This is a genomic window from Brevundimonas sp. (assembly GCF_035627055.1).
Lineage (GTDB): Bacteria > Pseudomonadota > Alphaproteobacteria > Caulobacterales > Caulobacteraceae > Brevundimonas.
Window position 1 is genome coordinate 35503 of record NZ_DASPMM010000004.1, and the last position, 18396, is coordinate 53898.

Here is an 18396-nt window from a genome sequence, read left to right on the forward strand (position 1 = left end):
TTGGGCGGGGTCGGGGTGTTTCGGCGGTTGTTGGATGTCGACGCGGGCGTGACGCGCCTCGCGCGCGTCGGGCCACGCCCGTGGTGGGTCTCGCTGCTGATCGGCGTTGGCTGCGCTGCCCTCATGCTGCTGGTCCGCAAAGCCCTGTCCGTCTTCTACGGCGACATCACCGGATTCATGATCCTGCTGCCCGCCGTCATCTTGGCGGCCCTGGCGGCGGGACGACTCGCAGGAATCGCGGCGGTGTTCGCCTGCCTCTTCGGCGGCTGGCTGGTAGTCGGCATGCACGCCACCGGCGCCGGAATCGACAGCCGGCTGGGCATTATCGCCACCACGAACTTCATCATCGTGGGGCTGTTCACGACGGTCGTCGCGGCCTCTTTGCGCAAGGTCCTCGGGCGGCTGGACGCCTCGATCGACGCGCTGCGTCTGTCGACCGAACGGATCAGCGAGAGCGAACACCGACTGCACCTGATCAGCGAGCAGGCGCCGATCATGCTGTGGATGAGCGACGAGGCCGGACGCTGCGTTCATCTGAATGAGCCGCTCCGCCGCTTCTGGGGGGTGAAGGAGTCGGCGGGCGTCGTCGACTTCGCCACCTTCCTGCACAAGGACGACCGGGCCCGCGTTGCGTCCGTCATCCGGTCGGCCGCCGATCAGGTCGAGCCGTTCGAGGTCGAAGCCCGCTTCAAACGCGCCGACGGAGTCTGGCGGCTGCTCCGCACCGAAGGGCGACCGCGGATTGACGCCGCCGGCCGCTTCCAGGGGATGATCGGCGTCAACATCGATGTGACCGACGGGCGCGCCGCCGAGACAGCCCTGCGCGAGCGGGAAGCCCAGTTGCAGGCCATGGTCGATCAGGCCTCGGCCGGCATCGCGCGCGTCGGACTGGACGGGACGATTCTGAGCGCCAATGCGCGGTACGCCGAAATCCTCGGCGTGCCGCACGAAAACGTCGTGGGACTGAGCACCGAGGCGGTGAGCCACCCCGACGACGTCGAACTGACGCGACGCGCCCTGGATGAGGCGCTGAACGCGGGGGGCTCCCAGCTGGAGAAGCGCTACCTGCGCCCGGACGGCTCGACGGTCTGGGTGGTCATCAGCGTACGCGCCCTGACCGGACCGACGGGCGAGGTCGACGGCTTCATCGCCGTGGTGGTCGACATCTCCGGCGCGAAAGCCGCCGAGGCCGCGCTGCGGGAAAGCGAGACCCGGTTCCGTCTGATGGCCGATACGGCGCCCTCCCCGGTCTGGATGACCAACGTCGAAGGGGAGGTCGAGTTCGTCAACGCCGCCCTCGTCGGCTTCTACGGGCGGCCGGCAAACGAGATACTCGGCCATGTCTGGCGCGAAGCGATTCATCCCGACGATCTGGCCCAAGTCAATTCGGCCCAGGAGCGGCATCGGGCAAAACACCGGCCCTACGGATTCGAGGCGCGGTTCCAGCGCGCCGACGGCGCCTGGCGCTGGATGCGGGTCGCCGTGAATCCCCGGTTCGACGGGGACGGAACCTTTCGGGGCTATGTCGGGATGGCGTTCGACATCACCGACACGCGCGAGGCGATCGACCTGATCGGGCGCCAGGAGCGCCGTCAGACCTTCCTGCTGGCGCTGACCGACGCCTTGCGCGACCTGACGTCGCCCGACGACATCATGACGGAGGTCGAACGGGCCCTCGGCAGCGAACTGCAGGTGCAGCGCGTCGGATACGGAGAGGTCGACCAGGAACGCCAGACCGTGTCGATGAGCCGCGACTGGACCGCGGACGTGGTCAGCGCGCACGGCGAGTTTTCGCTCGAGGAGTTTGGGGCGGGGTTGATTTCGGATCTGGCCGCGGGACACGCCGTGCGTATCCCCGACGTTCGGGAAGACGCCCGGACCCAACCGGCGCTTGAGCTCTTCGAGCGTCTGCAGACCCGGTCGTTGATGCGGGTCCCCCTGATCCGGGCCGGTCGGCTGCGGGCCTTCCTCTACGTCCACGATTCCCGGGTCCGCGAGTGGACGGACGACGAGCTGGAGCTGCTCCAGGAAGTCGCGGGGCGAACCTGGACCGAAATCGAGCGGACCCGGGCCGAGGCGGAGGTCCGCGAGAGCGAGCAGCGCTTCCGGGCCATCGCCGATACGGCGCCGGTGCTGATCTGGGTGACCCAGCAGGACGGAACCCGCGCCTTCGTGAACCAGGCCTATGTCGCCTATCACGGAGGAACGTATGAGGAGGCGCGTCTGCTGGACTGGCGCTCCATCGTCCACCCGGACGACCAGCCGGGCGTTCTCGAGGAGTCGCTGCTCGGCGAGGCGACGGGCCAGCCCTTCTCGATGGAGGCGCGATATCGCCGCCACGACGGTGAGTACCGCTGGCTGAAGTCGTTCTCCCGGCCGCGGTTCGGCGCCAGCGATGAAGTGGTCGGCTTCGTGGGCGTGGCGTTCGACGTCACCGACATCCGCGAGGCCCAGGCGCGACTGCAGGAATCCGAAACCCGCTTCCGGACCGTCGCCGACAGCGCCCCCGCCCTGATCTGGATGAGCGACGACGAGGGCCGGATGGTCTTCGCCAACAGGCGCTACAAGACGTTCTTCGGGGTCGAGTCTGAGGACGCCATCGATGACGGCTGGCGGCGTCTGGCCGAACCCGCAGACCTTGAGGGCTTCGTGTCCGCCTTCCGCAGGGCCCTGGTCGGCCGCGACCGGTTCGAGGCGCTGGCGCGGGTCAACCATCCGATGCTCGGCGTGCGCTGGCTGCGCTGCGAGGGCGTGGCGCGCTTCGACGGGGCCGGCCAGTTCCAGGGCTATGTCGGAGCCAATATCGACGTCACCGAGGCCAAGCGGGCCGAGGACGACCTGAAGCGGATCAACGAACTGCTCGAGGAGCGCGTCGGCGAAGCGCTGGCGGAAAAGGCCAAGGCCGAAGCCGACCTGATGCATGCCCAGCGAATGGAGGCGGTCGGTCGCCTGACCGGCGGCGTGGCCCACGACTTCAACAATCTGCTGACCGTGGTCATCGGCGCCCTCGACATGATGCTGAGGGCGCCCGAGGACGCCGCGCGTCAGAAGAAGCTGGGCGAGGCTGCGCTGTCCGCCGCCCGGCGCGGCGAGCGCCTGACCCACCAGCTGCTGGCCTTCTCGCGGCGGCAGGCGCTGAGGCCCGAGCCGACCGACCTGAACGGCCTGATCCGCGAAAGCGAGCCGCTGCTCAGGCGGGCGGTGGGCGAGGCCATCGACTTCAGGCTGAAGCTGCGGCGCGGCGGGGCCCGGGTCAGCGTCGATCCGGCCCAGTTCGAGGCCGCGCTGCTGAACCTCGTGGTCAACGCCCGCGACGCGCTGGGCGATCGCGGCAAGGTCTCCATCCAGACCATGAGCTGCCCGGTCGAGGCCGGCGACATCGCTGAACTGCCCCCCGGCGACTATGTCTGCGTCACCGTCTCGGACAATGGGTCGGGCATGTCGCCGGAGGTGATCGAACGGGTGTTCGAGCCGTTCTTCACCACCAAGCCGGTCGGCAAGGGCACCGGGCTGGGCCTGAGCCAGGTCTATGGCTTCGCGCGGCAGAGCGGCGGCAGCGTGCGGGTGACGTCGAAAGTCGGGCGCGGCACCGAGGTGCGCCTGTATCTGCCGCCGCTGGCGACCGCGGAGACGGCCGAGCCTGTCACGCCCCCCGCGGAGATCGGCGCGATGACAGCGGGGCGCCGGTTGCTGCTGGTCGAGGATGATCCCGGCGTCGCCGCGGTGGCGCAGGAACTGCTGGAGGGCCTGGGACTCGAAGTCCGCGCCGCCGACAGCGGGCCGCAGGCGCTGGAGCTGCTCGGCGAGGAGCGGTTCGACATCATGCTGACCGACGTGGTGATGCCCGGCGGCATGACCGGCATCGAACTGGCTCGCCAAAGCGCCCGGGCATGGCCCGACATGCGGATCGTGCTGACCTCGGGCTATGCGGGCGAGGACGTCGACGCGGCCTTGGCGGACGCGCCCTGGCCATTCGTCAGGAAGCCCTATTCCGGGCAGCAATTGGCGGTCGTGCTGGGCGCGCTGTCCGCCGCCGACCCCGAATGAAAAGTCCGTCCGGCGAAACCGGACGGTCCTGACGATCGACGGAAGGGGGGGGATTAGCGCTGGCGCGCCTTGCGGGCGGCGTAGCGGGCGTCGCGGGCGGCCTTCTGCTCTTCCTTGGTCAGTTGTTTGCGCTCCTTGCGGGCGGCGCGCTTCTCGGCCTCGATGGCTTCCTGGGCCTCTCGTTCCGCGGCCAGACGTGCCGCTTCGGCCTCGGCCTTCTGACGGCGGATCTCGGCCTTCTCCAGTTCGCGCTGCTGGCGCAGGGCCTCCTTCTCGGCGGCGCGCTTCGCCTGAAGCTTGTCGAACTCGGGGTCGGGCGCGGCGGGCTTCGGCTTGAAGCGGGCGAGCAGGGCCTTCTTGGCTTCCTGCTGGGCGGTGAGGCGGTCGGTGAAGCCGGTTTGTTTCAGATCTCTCATGCGAGCGGTCGTCGATGTCCTTGATTGTTTGTCGGGTGGCGCGAACGATGCGGGCGAGCGGCGCTCAGCCAACGCCGGGTGGGCTAAGCCCATATGGGGGCGGAAATCAAGGTTGCGAGGCGGAGAACCGGCCTCCGCCCCCGATTCGACGACGATGCTGTGTCAGTTCGGCTTCTCGGCCTGGCCGACCGCCGCGCCCGCGGCCCCGCCCACGGCCGCGCCCAGCGGGCCGGCGACAACGGCCCCGGCGACGGCGCCGGTGGCGGCCTTCTGTTCGATGGTATGGCCGCAGGCGGCGAGCCCGGCGACGCTCAAGGCCGAGGCGAGTATCAGGGCGGTTCTCTTCATGGCGGGCTCCTGTTCTGTCCAGCCAGAACGCGACCATGGCCAAGGTGTTCCGGCGCGAGGCCCGCAAGCAAGCGAGGTCGGGCCGGCCGCTGCGAAGACAATAGTGCGGCGCGGCTTAAATCATCCACAGTTTCCCACATTCCCGTCACGGGTGCGCGGTAGTGGTTGATTACAGTATTCGGTCACGGCACTCGGAAGACTTTCAGAACGTTTTCCGTGGTTAACCATCGGATACCCATGACGGTGTCCGCTATGTTGCGCCGCACGCCAATCTTGCGAATCAACCACATTGCCGCCATAAACGGCTGGCTTAAGGCGCGTCCCGACGACTGGCCCATTCGCCGACCGTCGATCTACCGCAGCCGGGCCGCGACCGACGCGTCGCCCCCGCCGCGAGACTACCCGGGGGCGGCGCTGCGCCCTGCTGAACAGGATTGAGCCTTTGCCCACCGCCTCGCATTCGCGTGCGACCTCCCCTGCCGAACGCAAGGCCCGCATCCGGCCCGGCGCGGCGGCGGCGACGTTCGGCGCAATGGTGGGACTGGCTGTCGGCTGCGCCTATCTGGGCGGCGCCGTGGCGAAGGCGACAACGGTGCGGACCCAGGCCGAGCGGATCGAAAGCGCCACGGCCGCGGGTTTCACCGAAGAGGCGCTGGCCGCCGCCGCGGGCGGTCTGGACGAAAGCGCCCTGGCCATCGCCCGGCGGCACGACCCCTACACCGTCGCGGGTTCGGCCCAGCGCGACCGGCAGGCGGAGCTGCTGACCGCCCGGCTCGAACAGCTGCGCGGCCAGTCTCCGGCCAGCGGCCTGCGCCATGTCAGCCTCACGGGGCCCGTCGCGGCCCAGCCGTTCCGGCTCGGCGGCGCCTTGGACGCCTCGCGCGACCTCGAATGCCTGACCCAGGCGGTCTATTACGAAGCCCGCGGCGAGGGGCGCGACGGCATGAAGGCCGTGGCCCAGGTGGTCCTCAACCGGGTCCGCCACCCCGCCTTCCCCAAGAGCGTCTGCAGCGTGGTGTTCCAGGGCGCCGGGCGCCGGACCGGCTGCCAGTTCAGCTTCACCTGCGACGGTTCGATGCGCGGCCGCGTCAATCGCGCCGCCTGGAACCGGGCCCGCGACATCGCCTCCAGCGCCCTGTCTGGCAGCGTCTACGCCCGCGTCGGCAACGCCACCCATTTCCACACCACCGGCGTTTCACCGCAGTGGCGCAACTCGCTGGTGCGGGTCAGCCAGGTCGGCGATCACCTGTTCTACCGCTTCGGCGGGCGCTCCGGCTCCGGGGCCGCCTTCTCCTACGCCGCCCGGCCCTCCACCGACGCGGATGGGCCGCGCCTGATCCAGGCCAGCCTCGACCCGACCAGCACGGTCCGCGACGCCGGCGCCATCGCCTACAACCTGCTGCTGGCCCAGGAAGGCCGCGCCACGCCGGCGCCGGGCGAACGCGCGTCGGGCGAACGCGCCGCTGTTCCGGCCTCGGCCCCGACGACCACGTCGGTCCCGGCTGCCCAGGTCACGGCCCCCGCGGTCGATAGCGCCTCCGCGCCCGCCGCGGCCACCGTCCCTACGGCCTGATCTCAGGCGTCCCGGTCGCCCTTCGACGAGCGGTGCGCGTCGTCGTGGCTGTGCTTCAGATCCCGTTCGCCGCCGCCGCCGGAAACCTTGCTGTTGCGAGGGTTGGTGGGCCCGCCTTCGCGCGGGTCGTCGAACGCCGGCGGCTCCTGTTTGGCGTTCTGATGGCTGGAGCCGGGACCGCCCCAGCGCTTCTCGTCGACGGGTTCCGGTGTGTGCTGGTTGTTGCTCATCCGCGTCGTTCCTCCACCTTCCACTGATTCAGCAAGCGGCCGTGCAAGGGGCCGAAAACCAAGGGCTCGGGCGCGTGTTCACGAGCGTCGGCGGCCGGTTCGCGGCGGCCGGTTTCCATTCCCGCTGAGTCACCATCCCGCGCCATGTCAGCGGTCCTGCTGGTAGCCCTGATGGGTCGTATTCTGCTTGATGTCGCCGAACCGGCCCTGCTCGGCGGTATTGATCCCGGCGTCGCCCGGCTGGCCATCGCGCACGTCCGTGCGCATGTCCCGGCGATCGGCCTTGCCGCCCGAGACCTCCGCCTTGTCGCCGGCGAAGCTCCGTTGTTCCTTCGGAATTTTCGGGGCCTTGGTCATGGTTCGCTCCTTGAACTGCGTGTTCAGGAAACGAGACCCGGCGGCGGCTGTTCCTTACGGCCGCGCTTTCATAACGCGTCGAGACCGATATCCAGTGACGGCGCCGAATGGGTCAGGGCGCCGACCGAGATGACGTCCACGCCGGTCTTGGCGATACCCCTCACGGTCTCCAGACTGACGCCGCCGGAGGCCTCGAGCACGGGGCGTCCGAAGGACGAGCCCGCGGCCTTGGCCACCGCCTCGCGCAGCATGTCCGGCGTGAAATTGTCGAGCATGACGACGTCCGGCCGCTCGGCGAGGGCCTCATCCAGCTGGTCCAGTCCGTCGACCTCGATTTCGATCCTGACCAGGTGACCCGCCGCGGCGCGGGCGCGACGGATCGCTTCGGCCACCCCGCCGCAGACGGCCACGTGGTTGTCCTTGATCAGGATGGCGTCATCCAGTCCGAAGCGGTGATTTACGCCGCCGCCGCAGACCACCGCGTGCTTCTCCAGAGCTCGCAGGCCGGGCGTGGTCTTGCGGGTGTCGGCGATGCGCGCGCCCGTGCCGGCGACGGCGTCCACATAGGCGCGGGTCAGGGTGGCGACGCCGCACAGGCGGCCCAACAGGTTCAGCGCCGTGCGCTCGGCGGCGAGGAAGGCGCGGGCGTCCGCCTCGGCCTCGACCAGAACGGCGTCGGCCTCGAAGGCGTCGCCGTCGCCCAACCGCGCGGCGACGGTCGCTCCGGAATCCATCGCCAGCAGGGCGAGGCGGACGCAGTCGACGCCCGCCAGCACGCCCGGCTTGCGGGCGGCGAATACGGCTCGCATTCGCGAGCCCTCGGGAATGCAGGCCTGGGCGGTGAGATCGCCGGCCCGGCCGAGGTCCTCCGCAAGGGCCATGCGGACGACCGGCTCGATCAGCAGGTCGGGAAGTCGCCGGATCATTCGCTCTCCGCTCATTCGGCCAGGACCGGGGTCGCGGCCCGAAGGCGCGTGTGCTCGGCCTGCGCGGCGGCGGCCGGGAAATCAGAGCGATAGTGGCCGCCCCGGCTCTCGCGCCGCGCCAGGGCGGCCTCGACGATCAGGCGGGCGGTGACCAGCGGCGACGCATCCGGCGCGCGGGCGTCCAGCCGATCCAGCACGGTCAGGGCGCGTTTCAGGCCGGCGGCGTCGCGCACCACGCCGGCCCCGGCGCTCATGGTCCGCCGCAGGAGCGCCAGGTCGGCCGCCGACAGATCGACCGAAGCGGGCGCCGGGTGAACTCTTCCGGCGGGCGCCTGCGCCCTGGCGGCCGCACGGCCGGTGCGGCGTCCGAAGGCGGCGGCCTCGAGCAGGGAGTTGGAGGCGAGCCGGTTGGCCCCGTGGACGCCGGTGGCGGCGCATTCGCCGACGGCGAACAACCCTTCCAGCGTGGTGCGGCCGTCGGGCCCGGCGGCGATCCCGCCCATGTGGTAGTGAGCGGCCGCGGCGATGGGGATCGGCGTCTCGCGCGGGTCCAGCCCGGCCCGCATGCACGCCGCGAACACCGCCGGAAACTCGTAGGGGAAAACCGCGCCGACGGCGGTTCGGGCATCGAGGTAGGCGCCCCGGCCATCCGCCCGCGCGGCATGAACCGCCCGGGCCACCACGTCGCGCGACTGCAGGTCGGCGTCGTCCGCCGCGCCGAGCAGAAAGCGGCCCTCGCCGTCGATCAGCCGGGCCCCCTCGCCCCGCAGCGCCTCGGTGGCCAGGGGCATGGGGTCGAGGCCGACGTCGATGGCGGTGGGATGGAACTGGATGAATTCCGGGTCGAGTATTTCCGCGCCCGCCTGATACGCCAGCGCCATTCCCTCGCCGAGCAGGGCGGCGGGCGTCGTGGTCTCCGCAAAGAGGCCGCCTGCGCCGCCGGTCGCCAGCACCACCGCCGGGGCGAGAACCTCGACCAGACGATCACCGCGTTCAATCAGGGCGCCCCGGACCCGGCCGCAATCGTCCTGGAGCAGGCCACGCAGCCGCCCGTCCTCCCAGATTTCGACATGCGGCGCGGCACGGGCGGCCGCCACCAGCGCGGACAGGATGGCCCGGCCCGCGCCGTCGCCGCCAACCCGCGCCACCCGCGCCCGCGAATGCGCGGCTTCAAGGCTGACGGCGAAGTCTCCCGCCGCGTCGCGATCGAACGGGGCGCCCAGGGAATCCAGCCACTCCACAGTGGCACGGCCGTCGGCGGTCAGCAGCCGCGTCGCCTCGGCTTCGACCAGGCCCGCGCCGGCCGCGACCGTGTCGGCGGCGTGGAGCGCGGGTTCGTCGCCCTCCGACAGGGCCGCCGCCACGCCGCCCTGCGCCCAGGCGGAGGAGCAGGCCTGCAACAGGGGGGCCGGCGTGATGACCAGCACCTTGCGCGGCCCGGCCGCAAGCGCCGCCGAAAGCCCGGCGAGTCCGCCGCCGACGATCAGCGGCCCGTCATGCTCGATCCGGTTCACTGGCCGACGCCCAGATAACGGCCGCCGATGTCCAGGGCCAGCGGCAGCGACCCCTCGGCGATCGGCATCAGCGACGCCAGGCCGACCGCCGCGCAGGCCGCCGTCGTGACAAGGAAAAGCCCAACGCTGAATACGGATTCGCGGACAGTCAGCCGCCGGCCGTCCGGCCGCCACGTCCCGCGCTTGAGGTGACCGATCAGGGCGATGGCGAGGAAGGCGGCGAGAATCCATCGCCCGGTCACGAAGCCCCACCAGACGATCAGCGCTCCGACGGCGAACATCGCCAGCCGCTCAAGCATGGGGTGGATGCGGGCCAACACCGGCCCGAGCGCCTTGGAGCCGTCCAGCGGGGGCGCGGGCGCGAGGTTGATCAGGTTCAGGGCCGCGATGACCGCGGAGCCGAGCAGCCATGTCCCCTGCCCCGTGCCGATGAAAAGGGCGAAGAACGGGATGGCGGCCAGCAGCCCGAAGGCCGGGCCGGCCAGCGACACCAGCACGCCGTGCCATTCGCTCTGGGGCAGGCGCTGGCTCTTGGCCACGCCGCCGAGGAAGGGGATGATGTAGATCCGGGCAGGGCCCATGCCGAGGCGGTTCATGGCCAGGACATGCCCGTATTCGTGGACGAACAGGCCCCAGATCAGGGCGCCGGCCATGATCAGGCTGCCGGTGACGTACCAGATCAGGCCCCCGAGCAGCAGGGTGGAGACCACCGCCCACAGCGGGGACTGCCCCTTGTCGAGCGGCGGCTCGACCGCACGGGCCGGCTCGACGACCACCCGATCCCGAGCGACGTCTTCAGGCCGCGGATCCCAAGGGCCAGGCGGACGGGGGGCATTGGTCTCGGTCATGCCCGTGAGGTGGCCTTGTCCGACCTGAGCCACAAGGCCAGGACGGCGAGAAGCCGCAGCGTCTTGCGATCGACGGTGGCGACGGCGCGGACAGGCGGAACGTAGTGCATCGATCTCAGTCCAGTTTGTGCGCCCTGGCTTCCGCTGGCGCGGCCCTGACCAGGGCGGCGGCGATCTCGCTGCGCGGTGTGCCCCGCCGCAGCATCACCTCATACACGCGGCGGATGTCGCCGCCCCATTGAAACCCCAACCACCGGCGCTTCGATTTCCAGATCACGATCAGGAAACCGACCGGCGTACGCGTTACCCAAGTCACTCAGATCAACTCCACCGCCACATGATGGCGCGCCTTTACGAGATCGTATCGCGCCGGGGTCGCCGGGGGCGGCAGATCGATCATGCGTTGAACCGCGAGTCGGGCGCGCTCGGCCATGTCATCCGGCACCGTCACCTCGAACTGCATGTGGACCAGGCAGTCGCGGATGTTCTCCAGCGTAATCCGCTTCATGTGCGGGCACAGGTTGCACGGCCCGATGAACTGCACCCCGGGCACGTCGCCGGCCACGTTCGAGGCCATGGAGCATTCGGTGATCATCACCACCTGTTTCGGCTTGCGAGCCGTGACGTGGTCGATCATCGCCGCCGTCGAGCCGGCGAAGTCCGACGCCGCCAGCACATCCTCCGGGCATTCCGGGTGGGCGAGGATTTCGGCGCCCGGATAGGCCGCGCGCATGTCGGCGATGTCCTGCGCCGTGAAGCGCTCGTGCACCTCGCAGCGGCCCTTCCAGGCGATGATGCCGACCGTCGTCTGGGCCGCGACGTTGCGGGCCAGGTATTCGTCGGGGATCAGAATGACCCGGTCGACGCCCCATTCCCGGGCCGCCCATTCCACCACCTGCACGGCGTTGGCGCTGGTGCAGCAGATGTCGGTCTCGGCCTTCACGTCCGCGGTGGTGTTGACGTAGGTGACCACCGGCAGGCCCGGATAGCGCTGCTTGATCAGGCGGACATCAGCGCCCGTGATTGACGCCGCAAGCGAGCAGCCGGCGCGCAGGTCGGGGATCAGCACCGTCTTCTCGGGCGACAGGATTTTCGAGGTCTCGGCCATGAAATGCACGCCGGCCTGGACAATGACCTTCGCCTTCGACTTCGCCGCTTCCTTGGCCAGGCCGAGGCTGTCGCCGACATAGTCGCCGACCCCGTGGAAGATTTCGGGCGTCATGTAGTTGTGCGCCAGGATCACCGCGTCGCGCTCGCGCTTCAGCCGGTTGATCTCATGGATCAGCGCCGCCTGCGCCGGCCATTCCAGCGGTGTCACATGATCGCGGACCTTGGCCCAGACCGGCGCAGTGGCCAGTTCCAGTTCCTTGCTCAGCCCGAACGCCCCGTCGGCCATTTCCATCCCCTTTTGCTCGAACTGAGCAAATCATGGGTCCGAAGAACGGCGGTGGCCTCGAAGGTCCGCCGCCGACTTATGCTCACTTTCAGCATAAGCAGGACTAATCTAGGGCGCCGGACAGGGAATGCAAGGGGTGGCGCCCTCCCGTCTCGCGCAACGGGAAGGATCTCAGGCCACCGCCGCCCCCTCGTGATTCAGCAGCCAGCGCTTGCGCTCGAGACCGCCGGCGTAGCCCGTCAGCGTGCCGTTGGCGCCGATCACGCGGTGACACGGCACGATCACGGCCACCGGGTTCTGCCCGTTGGCAAGTCCGGCCGCCCGCACCGCTCTCGGCGAGCCGATCGCCGCCGCCAGCTGGCCATAGCTGCGCGTTTCCCCCGGCGGAATGGCGCGCAGGGCCGCCCAGACCGTGCGCTGGAATTCCGTGCCGCCGGTCTTCACCGTCAGCCCGTCGAGGGCCCGGACGTTACCCGAGAAATAGGCCTCGACCGCCCGGCGAACGGTCTCCGGCGCACGCCCGGGCGTCAGGCTGGAGCCGGGGCTGTGGCGGCCCAGCAGCCGCATCATCCGCGCCTCGTAGTCGGCGAAGTCGAGCGCCCGCACGGCGCCCTCTGCGTCGGTCACCAGCAGGACCTCTCCGACCGGCGTCGCCACGTGATCGAGGGTCAGGGTTTCAGGCGGCGTGTTTCGCATCGGTCGTCTCCATCAGGTCCGCGGCCGTGACCCCGGCCATCGCAAGGTGCAGCGCACCATAGGCCCGCCACGGCCGCCAGCTTTCGGCGCGCGCGGCGAGCGTCTCATCGTCCAGTCGGTCGTTGGCCGGCCCCGCGCCCTCGTCGACCCATGCGCCGGGCAATCGCAGGCCCGGCCGTCCTGCGACCAGCCGCTTCAGCGCCGGGTCCGCCGCCAGGTCGCGGCCGATAGCCTCCGGGTCGGCCGACAGGTCGAACACGCGCCGCACCCGCGCCAGCACGCCGGGAAGCGCCTTCAGGTCGTCGATCTCGACGCAGACCGCGACCCGCCCGGCCTCGGCGGGCTCGACGGTGACGGAACCCTCGGCCCCGTCGCGGGGCCGGGTCAGCAGCCGCGCCCATTTGCGGCCGTCCACCGCGTCGCCCCGCACGGCCAGCGCCGCGAACATCGCATCCCAATCGTAGGGCGGTCGGTAGGGCAGGCTGAGGCGCACCCCGCCCTCGTGAACCTTCTCGCCGCGCCGACGCAGCGCCGAGGGCGGACGCTCGTACAGCGCCTGGAAGGTCTCGTTGAACCGCCGCACGCTGCCGAAGCCCGAGGCCAACGCGACTTGGGCCATCGACAGGTCGGTCTGGTGGATCAGGGCCTTGGCCAGCAGCACGCGGCGCGTCTGGGCGACGCTGACCGGGGCCGCGCCCAGATGCTGGCGGAACAGGCGGCGCAGATGCCGCTCCCCCACCCCCAGCCGTCCGGCCAGGGCGTCGACGTCGCCCTCGTCCAGTGCCCCGGCCTCGATCAGGGCCAAGGCCCGGCTGACCGTGTTGGAGGTGCCGCGCCACGCGCCCATGTCCGGCGCCGTCTCCGGCCGGCAGCGCAAGCAGGCGCGGAAGCCCGCCTCCTCGGCCGCCGCCGCCGAAACGACGAACACCATGTTCTCCCGCTTCGGCGTCCGCGCCGGGCAGACCGGCCGGCAGTAGATGCCCGTGGTCTTGACGCAGCCAAAGAAGCGGCCGTCGAACCGGGCGTCCCGCGTCAGCACAGCGCGGTAACAGGCCTCCTGATCGAGTTCGCGGGCGTTTTCCATGGCCGCAAGATGGGCGTTCCCGCCGCCGGAGTCTCGCGGTTTTCGGACACGGCCGTGGTCAACCGGCCGGGCGCGCCTCTGGCTGGACGAGCCGCCAAAGGTTGGCGGCGATCTTGAACACCAGGCTGATGGCGACGATCGCCAGCACCCAGGTCATGACCAGCGACAGGCTGCCGGCGACGCCGGCCAGGTCCCGCGCCCCGTCGCCCATCGCGCGCAGCCGGTCGAAATCGAGCAGGGACCAGTCGCCGGCGATCCGGGCCGTCTCGCCGTCGCGCGTCAGGGTGAACCAGTGGCCCGCCTCGAAGATGGTCCAGGTCAGCCACAGGCCGGCGCCGGCGATGACGACCTGGGCCGCGGCGCGCATCCGCACCGCGTACGGCCGGGCCAGGCTGGCCAGATCGATGGCCATCTGGGCCACCGCGTAGAACAGGATGGCGCCGAAGAGCGTGGTCCAGATGGGCCCGCCCGACACCGTCGCGTCCATGCCCCTCAGTTCGATGTGCACTAGGCCGGGGAAATGCAGGACGCCGACCCACCACAGCACGAACAGTCCGGTGGCGAGGAACGAGAACAGGTATTCTCCGCCCGGCCAGGCCTTCACCTCGACCTTCGGCGCCCACAGTTTCACCCGCGGCGACGTACCCACCGAGGCGCCCCACGCCGCCGGGTCGGCCAGTTCGAAGGCGCCGAGATCCTTGACCCGCCAGTGGGTCAGCCATTTCGGCCGCACGCCGTAGTGTTCGAAGATCGCCGCCGCGAGGGTCGCCGCGCCGATCAGCGCCAGCCCCGTGCCGAAGAAGCCGTGGAAGGCCTGGGCGATCGACTGGCCGGCGTTGGCCGGGCCGCTGATCAGATTGATGAACAGCACCACCGCCTGCACCACCAGCATCAGCAGCAGACCCGCCTTCACCGCGAACAGCCAGTAGGGGAACAGCTCGGGCCCCACGAGCGAGTCCGGCCCTTTGCGATAGCGGGCCGCTACGACCAGCGGATGGCCGATCTCGTGCAGGATGGCCTCCTGCTCGTCCTCGGTGAGAGGACGGCCCAGCTCCTCCTCCCGCGCCTCGAACCGGCTCAGGATCAGGTCGCGCAGTTCGGCGACGATGTCGGCGCGCTCGTCCTGCGGCAGCTGGGCGGCGACGGCGTTCAAATAGCGGTCGATCAGGTCCATGGCGGTTTCTCCCACCCCCGGTTTCAGAGAATCTTGTCGAGCGAGGCCGAAATCCCCCGCCATTCGTCGGTCAGCGCCGACAGCATCGCCTCGCCCATGGGCGACAGCCGGTAGAAGCGCTTCCTGCGCTTCTCCTCCTCGCGCCATTCGCTGGTCAGCAGGCCCTGGCTCTCGAGCCGGCGCAGCAGCGGGTAGAGGGTGCTCTCCTCCATCTCGAGCCCGTCGGAGGCCAGCGCCTGCCGCAGGGTATAGCCGTAGCGCTCCTCCCGAAGCCGGGCGAGGACGGCCAGCACAAGCGACCCCCGCCGCAGCTCCAGACGCATGGATTCGAACAGTTCCGGATCGACGACCATCTGCTCACCCGTCGTCACATAGTGTGTGACATACAGTGTATGGTACATACTATATGGCCGAGTCAAGGGCGAGGCGTGACGCCCGTGGATCGAGGCTTGCACGCGAGCGTTCCGTCCGGATGGACCTGTCCGGTTGTGGCCCAATATCCATCGTCTATCTGTAGCCGCGCCAAGCGGTTAGAGTGGCCGCCCAAAGCGTCAGGGAACTCCCGCTCCGTGTTGAAAAACCTGCTTCCCAGCAAACCGGGCACGGAGCCTCTGGCGGAGGCGCTGAAGGCCTGCCGGACGCATTTCGTCTGGGCGGCCGTGTTCTCGGCGCTGGTGAACCTGCTCTATCTGACGCCGACGCTGTACATGATGCAGGTCTACGACCGCGTCGTGCCGACGGGCGGGCTGACGACGCTGGTGCTGATCACCGTCGTTGCGGTCTTCGCCCTGGCGGCGCTGGCGGGGCTGGACTGGCTGCGCGGCCGGCTGATGCTGCGGGCGGGGCTGAGACTCGACCGGATGTTGTCCGGCAAGGTGCTGGCGCGGGTCATGGACCTGCAGGCCAAGTCGCCCAACACCCAGGCCCTGCGCGAGTTCGATAACGTCCGCGGGGCCATCGGCGGCCAGGGCATGCTGGCGCTGTTCGATGCGCCGTGGACGCCGATCTACCTGATCTGCTGTTTCCTGCTGCACCCGGCCATCGGCCTGCTCACCCTGATCGGCGGCCTGATCTTGTTCAGCCTCGCCTGGCTGAACGAGCGCGACACCCGGCCCCGGCTCAACAAGGCTATCCAGTCGCAGAACCACGCCTATTCGGCCCAGGAGGCCGTCGCGGGACAGTCCGAGGTGGTGCGGGCGCTGGGCATGCGCCAGTCGTCGATCGCCCGGCAGATCGAGCAGCGCCGCCTCGCCACAGCCGCGCAGGCCGACGCCCAGCTGACCGGCGGCAAATATTCCGGCGGGATCAAATTCCTGCGGCTGGCGATGCAGTCCGCCTCGCTGGGCCTCGCCGGCCTGCTGGCGGTGAAGGGCGAAATCTCGCCGGGCGCGATCATCGCCTCCTCGGTGCTGCTGAGCCGGGCCGTGGCGCCGATCGAACTGCTGGTCGGGGTCTGGCCGACGCTGGTCCAGGCCGGGACCAGCTGGAAGACTCTGACCGACCTGTTCGCCAGCACGGCGGCGGTGGAGCGGGAACGCACCACCCTGCCCGACCCCAAGGGCAAGCTGCAGGTGGAGGGCGTGTCGGTGAAATTCCCCGACACGGAAAGCCCGCAGCTGCGGTCGGTCAGCCTGACCCTGCAGCCGGGGCAATCGCTGGGAGTCATCGGCGCGAGCGGATCGGGCAAGACCACCCTGGCCCGGGTCATCGCCGGGGCGCTGAAGCCGCAGGCCGGCACCGTGCGACTGGACGGGGCCGAGTACGAGGCTCGGGAAGGCGACGAGCTGGCCCGCTGGATCGGCTATCTGCCGCAGGTCCCGAGCCTGTTCGCCGGCTCGATCAAGGACAATATCTCGCGCTTCGCCACCGCGGCCGGGCTGGACCAGGAGACCGCGGACCGCGGCTCCGTCAAGGCGGCGATGGCGGCGGGCGCTCATGAGCTGATCCTGCGCCTGCCGAACGGATACGACACGCAGCTGGGCCCCTTCGGACAGGGCCTGTCGGCGGGGCAGGCGCAGCGTGTGGCGCTGGCGCGGGCGCTGTACGGCGACCCGGTGCTGCTGGTGCTGGACGAGCCCAACTCCAACCTCGACCAGGAGGGCGAGGCGGCCCTGATGCAGGCCATTCTCGGCGCGACGGCCCGCGGCGCCTCCGTCGTCATCATCGCCCACCGGGCCGGGGTGCTGGCGCGGGTCGACAGGCTGATGATGATGCGCGAGGGCGTGGTTCAGATGGAGGGCCCGCGCGAGGAGGTGCTCGAACGGATGCGCGCCGCCACGCCGAAGAGCCCCGGCCAGGCGGCAGGGGGCCAGCCTGCGGCGAACGTGACGCGCCTGCCCGATCCCTCGCAGCCGCAGCGGCGGGCCCAATGAGCGACGCCGCCGCTCCGGGCGCGGACGGCACGCCGCCCGCGCCGTCCCCACCCGCCGGCCCGGACGTGGCGTCGGACGCGCCGCGCCGTGAACTGATCGTCGGCGGAGTGATCATCCTGCTGTTCTTCGGCCTCTTCCTGGGCTGGGCCGCCTTCGCGCCGCTGGACGCCGGGGCCTACGCCCAGGGGCAGATCGCCGTGTCGGGCAACCGCCAGGCGGTGCAGCACCGCGAGGGCGGCGTGGTCAGCGCCCTGCACGTCAAGGAAGGCGACACGGTCCAGCGCGGCCAGATCCTGCTGACGCTGTCCAGCGGCGAGCTGCGGGCGACCGAGCGGGGCGTGGCCAGCCAGGTGTTCGCCCTGCTCGCGCAACGGGCCCGGTTGATCGCCGAGCGGGACGGCCTGCGCGCCATTCCCACGCCGCCGGAGTTCGCCAACCTGCCGCCCGAGGATTCGGCGCTGGCGCTGGAGTCGCTGCGCATCCAGCAACTCCAGTTCGGAGCGCGCCGGGTCGGGCGGTCGACCGAGACCGGGGTGCTGAGCCAGCGGATCGCCCAGCTGAACGAGCAGATCCAGGGCTATGAGCGGCAGATCGCGGCCAATCTCGAGCAGCAGCGGCTGATCCAGGACGAGCTCGCCGGCATGCGAAGCCTGGCCGAGAAAGGCTATGCGCCGTTGACCCGGGTGCGGGCGCTGGAGCGGACGGCGGCGCAGCTCGACGGGGAGCTCGGCTCCCTGCGGGCCCAGATCGCGCGATCGCGGGAGGCCGTGGGCGAGACCCGGCTGCAGATGTCGGGCGTGTCCTCGGAGATGAACGAGGACGTGGCCGACCAGCTGCGCCAGATCGACGTGCAACTGAACGAACTGCGCCCTCGCATGGCCGAGCTGCGCTCGCAGATCGCGCGCAGCGAGGTCCGGGCGCCGGCGTCCGGACAGGTCGTCGGCCTGACCATCTTCACCCAGGGCGGGGTGATCCAGCCGGGGCAGACGCTGATGGAGGTGGTGCCCAATGACGCGTCGCAGATCATCGTCGCGCAGATCAGCCCCAACGACGTGGACAACCTGCGGGCCGGCCAGACCACCGAGGTGCGGTTCCCGGGACTGCGCGAGCGCAACCCGCCGACCATCCACGGGCGCGTCACCCGCATTTCGGCGGACAGCTTCACGATCGAGCAGACGGGGGCCAGCTATTTCCGGGCCGAGATCGTGGTGCCGGCGGCCGAGATGTCCAAGCTGGGCCGGGCGGCCAATACGCTGCGGCCCGGCGCGCCGGTGGAGGTCATCATCCTGCTGAGGAAGCGGACGGCGCTGAGCTACCTGCTGGAGCCGCTGACGAACAATCTGTGGCGGTCGGGCAGCGAGCAGTAGCGGTCGAGGCAGCAGGCAACAGGCAGCAGGCAGCAAGCAGCAGGGCGA

General features: G+C 70.4%; 17 protein-coding genes. 4 read left to right on the top strand and 13 right to left on the bottom strand.

The genetic code is table 11. From position 1 onward, the window contains the following. Nucleotides 1–48: 48 nt before the first annotated feature. A complete protein-coding gene (locus VEA98_RS01330; RefSeq protein WP_324810372.1) occupies nt 49–4047 on the top strand; it encodes a PAS domain S-box protein in 3999 nt (1332 codons plus the stop codon). Nucleotides 4048–4100: 53 nt separating this feature from the next. Here the strand turns inward: VEA98_RS01330 and VEA98_RS01335 are convergent, their stop codons facing one another. Together VEA98_RS01335 and VEA98_RS01340 are read right to left on the bottom strand one after the other, a co-directional pair. Further along, nucleotides 4101–4463, bottom strand: coding sequence for a DUF6481 family protein (locus VEA98_RS01335; protein ID WP_324810374.1), 363 nt, complete (start codon nt 4461–4463; stop codon nt 4101–4103). Nucleotides 4464–4625: 162 nt separating this feature from the next. Then, the gene (locus VEA98_RS01340; RefSeq protein ID WP_324810377.1) at nt 4626–4811 is read right to left on the bottom strand and encodes a hypothetical protein; all 186 of its coding nucleotides are present in this window, start codon (nt 4809–4811) and stop codon (nt 4626–4628) included. Nucleotides 4812–5343: 532 nt separating this feature from the next. Here VEA98_RS01340 and VEA98_RS01345 point away from each other — a divergent pair. After that, entirely contained in the window at nt 5344–6384 is a 1041-nt protein-coding gene (locus VEA98_RS01345; protein ID WP_324810380.1) for a cell wall hydrolase, read from the top strand. 2 nt (nt 6385–6386) lie between these two features. On the opposite strand, the gene VEA98_RS01350 is transcribed toward VEA98_RS01345, so the two are convergent. The 11 genes from VEA98_RS01350 to VEA98_RS01400 all read right to left on the bottom strand — a co-directional run bounded on the left by VEA98_RS01350 (nt 6387) and on the right by VEA98_RS01400 (nt 14962). Then, a complete protein-coding gene (locus tag VEA98_RS01350) occupies nt 6387–6614 on the bottom strand; it encodes a hypothetical protein (protein WP_324810383.1) in 228 nt (75 codons plus the stop codon). Between the two features lie 147 nt (nt 6615–6761). After that, complete coding sequence (locus VEA98_RS01355) at nt 6762–6971, bottom strand: hypothetical protein (RefSeq protein ID WP_324810384.1); 210 nt, start codon at nt 6969–6971, stop codon at nt 6762–6764. A gap of 68 nt (nt 6972–7039) precedes the next feature. Further along, nucleotides 7040–7897 (bottom strand): carboxylating nicotinate-nucleotide diphosphorylase, encoded by an 858-nt coding sequence (gene nadC / locus VEA98_RS01360; RefSeq protein ID WP_324810386.1) that lies wholly within the window; start codon nt 7895–7897, stop codon nt 7040–7042. Between the two features lie 11 nt (nt 7898–7908). After that, on the bottom strand, nt 7909–9411 hold the full coding sequence (locus VEA98_RS01365) for an L-aspartate oxidase (RefSeq protein WP_324810387.1): 1503 nt from the start codon (nt 9409–9411) through the stop codon (nt 7909–7911). Continuing rightward, nucleotides 9408–10259 (bottom strand): metalloprotease, encoded by an 852-nt coding sequence (locus VEA98_RS01370; protein WP_324810389.1) that lies wholly within the window; start codon nt 10257–10259, stop codon nt 9408–9410. The genes VEA98_RS01365 and VEA98_RS01370 overlap by 4 nt, the downstream gene beginning before the upstream one ends. A 115-nt stretch (nt 10260–10374) precedes the next feature. Next, nucleotides 10375–10575: a hypothetical protein gene (locus tag VEA98_RS01375; RefSeq protein ID WP_324810392.1), complete on the bottom strand. Its 201-nt coding sequence runs from the start codon at nt 10573–10575 to the stop codon at nt 10375–10377. Next, on the bottom strand, nt 10576–11655 hold the full coding sequence (nadA, locus tag VEA98_RS01380) for a quinolinate synthase NadA (protein WP_414642125.1): 1080 nt from the start codon (nt 11653–11655) through the stop codon (nt 10576–10578). It abuts the gene before it with no gap. A 171-nt stretch (nt 11656–11826) separates the two neighbouring features. Continuing rightward, entirely contained in the window at nt 11827–12351 is a 525-nt protein-coding gene (locus VEA98_RS01385) for a methylated-DNA--[protein]-cysteine S-methyltransferase (protein WP_324810395.1), read from the bottom strand. Further along, nucleotides 12332–13435, bottom strand: a complete 1104-nt coding sequence (locus tag VEA98_RS01390) for a bifunctional transcriptional activator/DNA repair enzyme AdaA (RefSeq protein ID WP_324810396.1) — start codon at nt 13433–13435, stop codon at nt 12332–12334. The genes VEA98_RS01385 and VEA98_RS01390 overlap by 20 nt, the downstream gene beginning before the upstream one ends. Nucleotides 13436–13493: 58 nt before the next feature. Continuing rightward, complete coding sequence (locus tag VEA98_RS01395) at nt 13494–14609, bottom strand: HAAS signaling domain-containing protein (RefSeq protein ID WP_324810399.1); 1116 nt, start codon at nt 14607–14609, stop codon at nt 13494–13496. A 23-nt stretch (nt 14610–14632) separates the two neighbouring features. Then, nucleotides 14633–14962, bottom strand: coding sequence for a PadR family transcriptional regulator (locus tag VEA98_RS01400; protein ID WP_324810443.1), 330 nt, complete (start codon nt 14960–14962; stop codon nt 14633–14635). Between the two features lie 216 nt (nt 14963–15178). Between VEA98_RS01400 and VEA98_RS01405 the strand changes: the two genes are divergently transcribed. Beyond that, nucleotides 15179–16981: a type I secretion system permease/ATPase gene (locus VEA98_RS01405; protein WP_324810401.1), complete on the top strand. Its 1803-nt coding sequence runs from the start codon at nt 15179–15181 to the stop codon at nt 16979–16981. Beyond that, complete coding sequence (locus VEA98_RS01410) at nt 16978–18348, top strand: HlyD family type I secretion periplasmic adaptor subunit (protein WP_324810405.1); 1371 nt, start codon at nt 16978–16980, stop codon at nt 18346–18348. The genes VEA98_RS01405 and VEA98_RS01410 overlap by 4 nt, the downstream gene beginning before the upstream one ends. Nucleotides 18349–18396 lie beyond the last annotated feature (48 nt).